This window comes from Neoroseomonas rubea (assembly GCF_016106015.1).
Lineage (GTDB): Bacteria > Pseudomonadota > Alphaproteobacteria > Acetobacterales > Acetobacteraceae > Neoroseomonas > Neoroseomonas rubea.
Genome location: NZ_JACADQ010000175.1, coordinates 1 through 8,024, shown reverse-complemented (window position 1 = coordinate 8,024; position 8,024 = coordinate 1). Strand labels below are relative to the sequence as shown.

General features: G+C 71.2%; 6 protein-coding genes. 5 read left to right on the top strand and 1 reads right to left on the bottom strand.

From position 1 onward, the window contains the following. The first annotated feature begins 197 nt into the window (after positions 1-197). From HW577_RS15720 to HW577_RS27065, 4 genes are all read left to right on the top strand, one after another. Positions 198-425, top strand: a complete 228-nt coding sequence (locus HW577_RS15720; protein WP_198377100.1) for a zinc-finger domain-containing protein — start codon at positions 198-200, stop codon at positions 423-425. Between the two features lie 43 nt (positions 426-468). Further along, a complete protein-coding gene (gene polA, locus HW577_RS15715; protein ID WP_198377099.1) occupies positions 469-3,303 on the top strand; it encodes a DNA polymerase I in 2,835 nt (944 codons plus the stop codon). 2 nt (positions 3,304-3,305) lie between these two features. Further along, entirely contained in the window at positions 3,306-4,520 is a 1,215-nt protein-coding gene (locus HW577_RS15710) for an MFS transporter (RefSeq protein WP_198377098.1), read from the top strand. A 126-nt stretch (positions 4,521-4,646) separates the two neighbouring features. Beyond that, positions 4,647-6,851, top strand: a complete 2,205-nt coding sequence (locus tag HW577_RS27065; protein ID WP_198377097.1) for a hybrid sensor histidine kinase/response regulator — start codon at positions 4,647-4,649, stop codon at positions 6,849-6,851. 29 nt (positions 6,852-6,880) lie between these two features. Here HW577_RS27065 and HW577_RS15700 read toward each other — a convergent pair whose 3' ends face one another. After that, the gene (locus HW577_RS15700) at positions 6,881-7,051 is read right to left on the bottom strand and encodes a DUF1674 domain-containing protein (RefSeq protein WP_198377096.1); all 171 of its coding nucleotides are present in this window, start codon (positions 7,049-7,051) and stop codon (positions 6,881-6,883) included. 51 nt (positions 7,052-7,102) lie between these two features. On the opposite strand from HW577_RS15700, the gene htpX reads away from it, so the two are divergent. Then, a partial coding sequence (gene htpX, locus HW577_RS15695; RefSeq protein ID WP_198377095.1) for a zinc metalloprotease HtpX occupies positions 7,103-8,024 on the top strand: 922 nt, incomplete at its 3' end.

Sequence of the window (8,024 nt, the reverse complement as noted above, 5' to 3'; positions counted from 1 at the left end):
CGCCCCCCCCCCCCCCGCCCCCCCCCCCCCCCCCCCCCCCCCCCCCCCCCCCCCCCCCCCCCCCCCCCCCCCCCCCCCCCCCCCCCCCCCCCCCCACCCTTTAGAGAGAGGCGGCATGACCCCCAGGGTAGCCCCGCGCCACCCTGGCCCGCCACGCCCATGGCGACTATGGTGCGGCCAAAGACGCGAGGACCGCCATGCGCGACCCCCTGATGACCGGCTACGCCCCCAAGCCCGTGGCGGGCCTGACCCCCGACCAGCGGATCGAGATGACCGCCCGCAAGGTCGCATGCGACGGAGAGGCCGCCTCCGGCCTCGGACACCCGCGCATCTGGCTGCATATCGAAGACCGCGAGGTCACCTGCCCCTATTGCTCCATCACCTACGTCCTCGCCGAGGGCGCGGGCGAGGACCATGGGCACTGACGGCGACCGGGCCCCGGAGGCCGGCCGGCCGCGGGGCACTGGCATGACCGACGCAGCAGCAGCAGCCGAAGCCCTGCCGGAGGTCAAGCAGGGCGAACGCCACCTGATCCTGGTGGACGGGTCCGGCTACATCTTCCGCGCCTTCCACGCCCTGCCGCCGATGACCAGCCCCGAAGGGGTGCCGGTCAATGCGGTGTTCGGCTTCACCAACCTGCTCGCCCAGTTCCTGACGCGGCACGCGGGCAGCCACATCGCGGTCGTGTTCGATGCACACCGGCTGAATTTCCGCAACGTGATCTATCCCGACTACAAGGCGCACCGCCCCGACCCGCCCGAGGAACTCGTCCCGCAATTCGCCCTGATCCGCGACGCGACGGACGCGCTCGGCGTGCTGCATGTGGAACAGGAAGGCTTCGAGGCGGACGACCTGATCGCCGCCTATGCCCGCGCCTTCCTCGCGGAAGGGCCGGGGCAGGTGACGATCGTCTCCTCCGACAAGGACCTGATGCAGCTTGTCCGCCCGGGCGTGCAGCTACTGGATCCCATCAAGCAGAAGCCGATCCGCGAGCCCGAGGTGCTGGAGAAGTTCGGCGTCACGCCGGACAAGGTGGTGGAGGTGCAGGCGCTGGCCGGCGACAGCACCGACAATGTGCCCGGCGTGCCCGGCATCGGCATCAAGACCGCGGCGCAGCTCATCAACGAGTACGGCGACCTCGAAACGCTCCTGTCCCGCGCGCATGAGATCAAGCAACCCAAGCGGCGCGAGGCGCTGGTCGAGAACGCCGAGAAGGCGCGCATCTCGAAGCGCCTGGTCCAGCTCGACGAGAACGCGCCGCTGCCGCGCCCGATCGCGGAGATGGAGGCGCGGCCGCCGGGCGACCACAAGCTCGAATCCTTCCTGCGCGCCATGGGCTTCCGTTCCATCCTCGCGCGCATGGGCAAGCTCGGCGATGGCAACGAGCCGCCCCGCCGCGGTGCGCCGCCCGCGGCCCTGAAGCACGCGCCCGCCCCTGGCCCCGCCGCGCCCGACCTCGCGGCCCCCTTCGGTGCCTATGAGACGGTGACGGACGAGGCAGCACTCGCCCGCTGGATTGCCGCCGCGACGGAGGCCGGCGTGGTGGCGCTGGACACGGAGACGGACAGCCTCGACGCGCGGCGCGCGCGGATGGTGGGCTTCTCGCTCGCCACCGCGCCGGGACGTGCCTGCTATGTGCCGATCCGCCACGGCGCGGGCGGAGACATGCTCTCGGGCCCCGCGCCGGCGCAGATCGAGGCCAACCGCGCGTTCGCCCTGCTGCGCTCGTTGCTGGAGGACCCTGCCGTCCTGAAGGTTTTCCAGCACGCGAAATACGACCTCGAGGTGCTGGCCCGCGCCGAGAATGGAGGCTTCGCGACCATCGCGCCGGTCGACGACACGATGATGCTCTCCTACGCCATGTCGGCCGGGAAGCACGGGCACGGGATGGACGAGCTCTCGGTCCTCCACCTCAACCACGCGCCGATCAAATTCGACGAGGTGACAGGCACGGGCCGCGCGCGCATTCCCTTCGGCCAGGTGCCGCTTGATCGCGCCACCGCCTATGCCGCCGAGGATGCGGACGTGACGCTGCGCCTGTGGCTGCTGCTCAGGCCGAGACTGAGGGAGGAAGGCGCGCTCGCGCTTTACGAGCAGGTGGAACGCCGCATGGTCGGCGTGCTGCGGCAAATGGAGCAGGCCGGAATCAAGGTGGACGGCGCCGAGCTCGCCCGCATCGGGGAGGATTTTGCCGCCCGCCTCGCGGTGCTCGAAACGCAGATCCACGCGCTCGCCGGCCGCGCCTTCAATGTCGGCTCGCCGAAGCAGCTCGGAGAGATCCTGTTCGACGAGATGAAGCTGACGGGTGGGCGGAAGGGTAAGACCGGCGCCTATTCCACCGATGCCGCGGTGCTGGAGGACCTCGCCGCGCAGGGGGTGGAACTCGCCGCGCGCGTGCTCGACTGGCGCCAGCTGGCGAAGCTGAAGTCCACCTATGTCGAGGGGCTGGCCGCCGAGATCGACCCGGCGGACCGGCGCGTGCACACGTCCTACGGCATGGCGGGGACCAGCACGGGGCGGCTGTCCTCCACCGATCCCAACCTGCAGAACATCCCGATCCGGTCCGAGGAAGGCATGCGCATCCGCCGCGCCTTCGTGGCCGAGCCCGGCCATCTGCTGGTCGCGGCCGACTACAGCCAGATCGAGCTGCGGCTGCTCGCGCATCTCGCCGAGGTGCCGACGCTGCGCGAAGCCTTCGAGAAGGGCGAGGACATCCATTCCCGGACGGCGGCGGAGATCTTCCACCTCGACCCCGCCAAGGTGGACAAGGAAGCGCGCCGCCGCGCCAAGACGATCAATTTCGGCATCATCTACGGCATGTCGGCCTTCGGCCTGGCCGCACGCCTCGGTATCCCGCCGGCCGAGGGGCGGGCCATCATCGACGCCTATTTCGCCCAGTACCCGGGCATAAGGCAGGAGATGGAGCGGCTGAAGGAGGAAGCGCGGACGCATGGCTTCGTCCGGACGCCCTTCGGCCGGAAGCTCTGGATCCCCGACATCGCCACGAAGGACCCGGTCCGCCGCGCCGGCGCCGAACGCGCCGCCATCAACGCCCCCTTCCAGGGCGGTGCCGCCGAGATCATCAAGCGCGCCATGGTCCGCCTGCCGCGTGCACTGCGGGAGGCCGGGCTGAAGGCGCGCATGCTGCTGCAGGTGCATGACGAACTCGTCTTCGAGGTTCCCGAAGCCGAGGTCGCCCCCACATCGGCGCTCGTGAAGCAGATCATGGAATCGGTCGCTACGCTGCGCGTCCCGCTGTCGGTCGATATCGGCCAGGGCCATTCCTGGGCGGAGGCGCATTGAGCATGGCAGCCGGCTGGACGAGCCAGGAAAAGGCGACGCTCGCGCAGATCTGCGCGGCGCATTTCGTCTCCCACGTGCATTACCTGGTGATCCCGCCGCTGTTTCCGCTGCTGCGAGAGCAGCTCGGCGTCTCCTATGTCGAGCTCGGCCTGGCGCTGACCGTGTTCAACATCGTCTCCTTCTTCACCCAGGCGCCGATGGGCTTCGTGGTCGATCGCGCCGGGCCGCGGCGGATGCTGGCGGCGGCGCTTATGCTCGGCGGGTCTTCCTTCATCCTGCTGGGGCTGACCGGCGGCTACACCTGGCTGATCGTCGCGGCCGCGATGGCCGGGCTCGCCAACAGCGTCTACCACCCGGCGGACTACGCCATCCTCGGTGCCTCGATCGCCGAGGAACGTGTCGGGCGCGCCTTCTCGATCCACACCTTCGCAGGCTTCCTCGGCGGTGCCATCGCGCCGGCCTTCGTGCTCGGCATCGCGGCGCTGTGGGGGATGTCGGCCGCGCTGATCGCGGCGGGCGCGATCGGACCGCTCGCCGCCATCCCGCTGATCCTCGCCCGGGCGCCGGAGGCCGCGCCAAAGGCCGCCGCGGCGAAGGCGGCGACGGCCGGCGGCGGCGTGCGGCGCGTGCTGACGCCGGCAGTGCTGGCGATGACGCTCTTCTTCGTCACGCTCGCCATGTCCAATGGCGGCATCCAGAATTTCTCTGTCGCCGCCTGGGTCGATGGGCAGGGCCTGTCGCTCACCATGGCGAATGCGGCGCTGACCGCCTTCCTCTTCGCCTCGGCCGGCGGGGTGCTGTTTGGCGGCATCGTCGCGGACCGGACGAAGCACCACGGGCTGGTCGCGGCCTTCGGCTTCGGCTCGGCAGCAGCGCTGGTGCTGCTGGTGGGGACCGGGAGCGTCGGTGGCCTGCTGCTGGTGCCGGTGATGGCGGCAGCCGGCTTCCTTTCGGGCATGATCATGCCGTCACGCGACATGCTGGTGCGCGCCGCCGCCCCCCCAGGCCAGGCGGGGGCGGTGTTCGGCATCGTCTCGACCGGCTTCAACCTGGGCGGCATGGCCGGCCCGCCCCTGTTCGGCTGGCTGCTCGATGCGGGAGAGCCGCGGGCCGTCTTCTTCGCGGCCGCGTTGTTCATGCTGCTGACCTCGCTCATGGCGCTCGCGCAGGAATGGCGGCTGAGGCGCCGGCGGATGGCTGCGGCGGCGGCCGAATAGCGCCACTTCACTTATTCTTGATACGAGTTCACGCATGATCCCACCCTTATGATCCGTTGGCGGGTGTAAGGGCTCACGCCGTCGCGAGTGCGCGCAGCCCACGAATCGAGGTAGGGTAAGGGTAGCGTGGACAACAGCCGAGACGCCGGCAGGACGAGCGCACCGCGCAGGGGCGTGCACGGCGCAACGCTGCTCGTCGCCATCGTGCTCCCGGCCATCCTTTTCGCCGCCCTGCTGCGCTACGACCGGCAGGACCGCGACCGCCGGCTCGCCGAGGCGATGGAATACACCGTCCGCGTCGGGGCGGAGCAGGCGCTACGGCTGATCGAAGGCGGCATCAACGCCCTCAACCGGGCCGAGGATGCGACCATCCACCTGACATGGGCGCAGATCCAGCAGCGTCGTCCGGCGCTCCAGGCCGAGTTCCGCCGGTTGGACGAGGCGCAGGCCGAGCTCGTTTCCGGCCTTGCCCTGACGCGGCCCGATGGGCGCATCGCCGTTGCGGATACCGCCGCGGGTCCGGGGGCCGTCACCGATCCGCCGCGCCTCGCCGCAGCCGACACGCTGCGCACGGCCCGACGCGGGACGCTGCATCTCGACCCGCCACCCGCGGAAGGCTTCGGCGCCGATGCCGGGCTGCTCCTGTCGCGGCCGCGCAAGATCGAAGGCCGGCCCGCCGACGGCGTCCTGACAGTCGCGATGCGCGAGGAACCCTTCCTGCGCGCCTGGGCGACGGTGGCGCGCGACCTGCCGGGCGCCAGATTCGCCCTGGTCCGGGATGACGGTACGGTGCTGCTGCCCGCAAGGGTTCTGCCGTCCGGTCCCGTGGCGCTGCCGCCGGAGGCGGCCGACCCACCGCCGGACATATGCCCGCCGATCGGCGACCCCTTCGCGACCCTCGCCCCCCACTTCCTGCGAAGCCAGCGTCTCGGCGACCTGCCCGTCAGCCTCCTGCTGACGGTCCCGACGGCACCGCATGAGCGCGAAGACACCATCGGCCTCGGCAAGATCGCGGCCGGCTGCTTCATGGCAGGCCTTGTCATGGTGCTGATCTCGCTGCTCGTCCGCGGCCAGATGCAGGCGGACACGGAAACCCTGCGCCGGCTGGAGGCGAAGGCGGCCGAACTGGTCGCCGAGATCGCGCGGCGCGAAGCGGCCGAGGAAGGGCTGCGCAACGCCCAGCGGATGGAGGCGGTAGGCCGCCTGACCGGCGGCGTCGCGCACGACTTCAACAACCTGCTGACCGCGATCCTCGGCACCGCCCGGGCGCTCGAGCGCCACCTCGGCGCCGGCGCGGACGAACGCACGCGCCGCCTGCTGGCCGCAACCATCGCTGCGGTGGACAGGGGCGCGCGGCTCAACGCCAGCCTCCTCGCCTTCGCCCGCCGCCAGCCACTGACGCTATCGGCCGTCGATACCAACGCGCTGGTGCAGGACTTCCTGCCACTGCTGCGCCGCGCCCTGGGAGAGGCGATCTCGGTCGAACTGAGCCTCGACGACAGGCTCCCACCCTGTCGCGCGGATTCGGCGCAGGTCGAATCCGCCCTGCTCAACCTCGCCATCAATGCGCGGGACGCGATGCCGCGCGGGGGCATGCTCCGCATCGTCACGCGCCGTGCCTGGCTCCAGGAGCAGGCGCTCGCCGGCAATCCGGACGCCAAGCCCGGTCCGTATGTGGCGCTGGAGGTCCGCGACAATGGCCTCGGCATGTCGCCGGAGGCACGCGAACGCGCCTTCGAGCCCTTCTTCACCACCAAGCCGGAAGGACAGGGAACCGGCCTCGGGCTCTCGCAGATCTTCGGCTTCATGCGCCAGATCGGCGGACACGTCGCGATCCAGTCCGCGACTGGCCGCGGCACCGCCGTCACGCTCTATTTGCCGCTCGGGGCCGGCATGGAAGGCGGCGCGGTCCACTTCGAGGCGCCGGCGCCGGCCATCCCCCTGTGCGGTCGCGGCGCCTCGGTGCTGGTGGTGGAGGACGAGCCCGCGGTGCGCGCCGTCGCCGTGGAACTGCTGTCGGATTCGGGCTTCGAGGTACGGTCCGCCCCGGATGGACCGACCGCCCTCGCCTTGCTGAAGGACGGCGTGGCGGCGGACATCCTCTTCACCGATGTCGTCATGCCGGGCGGCATGACCGGGGTCGATCTGGCGCGGGAAGCGCGACGCCTCCGGCCACGGATCGTCGTGCTGCTGGCCTCCGGCTACGCGGGGGAAGCGCTGGACCAGCATGGCGGCGACGCCGAGTTCGACCTGATCAGCAAGCCCTACGACACGGAGGCGCTGCTCTCGCGCCTAGCCACGCTGCGGCAGCCGCGCCTCGCCACGGCCTGAGTCGCAGCCCTGTCCGCCTATGCGGGCGGTCAGAAATCGCTGACACGGCCCTTGCGTTCCCAGTCACCGAAACGCGTCGGCTCGGGGCCCGTCGGGCCGCCGATCTCCTTCGGCGCCTTGGCGGGCGTCGGCTTCGGCTCGGCCGGGGCGGGGATGGCGGCGTCTGTCTCGGGCGCAGGGCCCTGTGGCGTTTCGGTCATGGCCCGCCCTACATAGGCTGGGACGGATCGCGGCGCAGCGGGAGGATCGCGATGGGCGGCTATGCGCGGACATTGGTGCTTCTGGCGGGGCTGACGGCGCTGTTCGGCGCGATCGGCTTCGCCATCGCCGGGCAACAAGGCATGCTGCTGGCCCTTCTGTTCGCCGGCGGCATGAACCTCTTCGCCTGGTGGAACTCCGACCGGATGGTGCTGCGGATGCACCACGCCCAGCCGATCGGGCCGCAGGATGCGCCGCGCCTGCACCAGATGACGGCCGACCTGGCCGCGCGGGCGGGGCTTCCCATGCCGGCGCTCTACGTGATCCACGAGGACCAGCCCAATGCCTTCGCCACCGGCCGCAGCCCGTCCAACGCCGCGGTCGCGGTGAACACCGGCCTGCTCGACCTGATGACGGAGGAGGAGGTGGCGGGCGTGATCGCGCATGAACTCGCCCATATCCGCAACCGCGACACGCTGATCATGACGGTGACGGCGACCATCGCGGGCGCGATCTCGATGCTCGCGAATTTCGGCATGATCTTCGGCCAGGCCGGGCAGGACCGGAACCGCAGCCCCTTCGGGCCGATCGGCATGATCCTGATGATCGTGCTCGCCCCCCTCGCCGCCGCGGTGGTGCAGATGGCGATCAGCCGGTCCCGGGAGTACGAGGCCGACCGCGGGGCGGCGGAGATCACTGGAAACCCGCTGGGCCTCGCCTCGGCGCTCGCGCGGCTCGAGCACCATGCGCATGCCATCCAGAATCAGGGCGCCGAGGCGAGCCCGGCGACGGCGCACATGTTCATCATCAACCCGCTGTCCGGCGCGCGGATGGACAATCTGTTCGCGACGCACCCGCGCACCGAGAACCGGATCGCGGCGCTGCAGGACCTCGCGGCGCGGATGGGGGCCCTGCCCGCCCCGGCGGCCGCGCCCGGCCCCTGGGGCGGCGGGCGGCGCGGCAACCCCTGGGGCT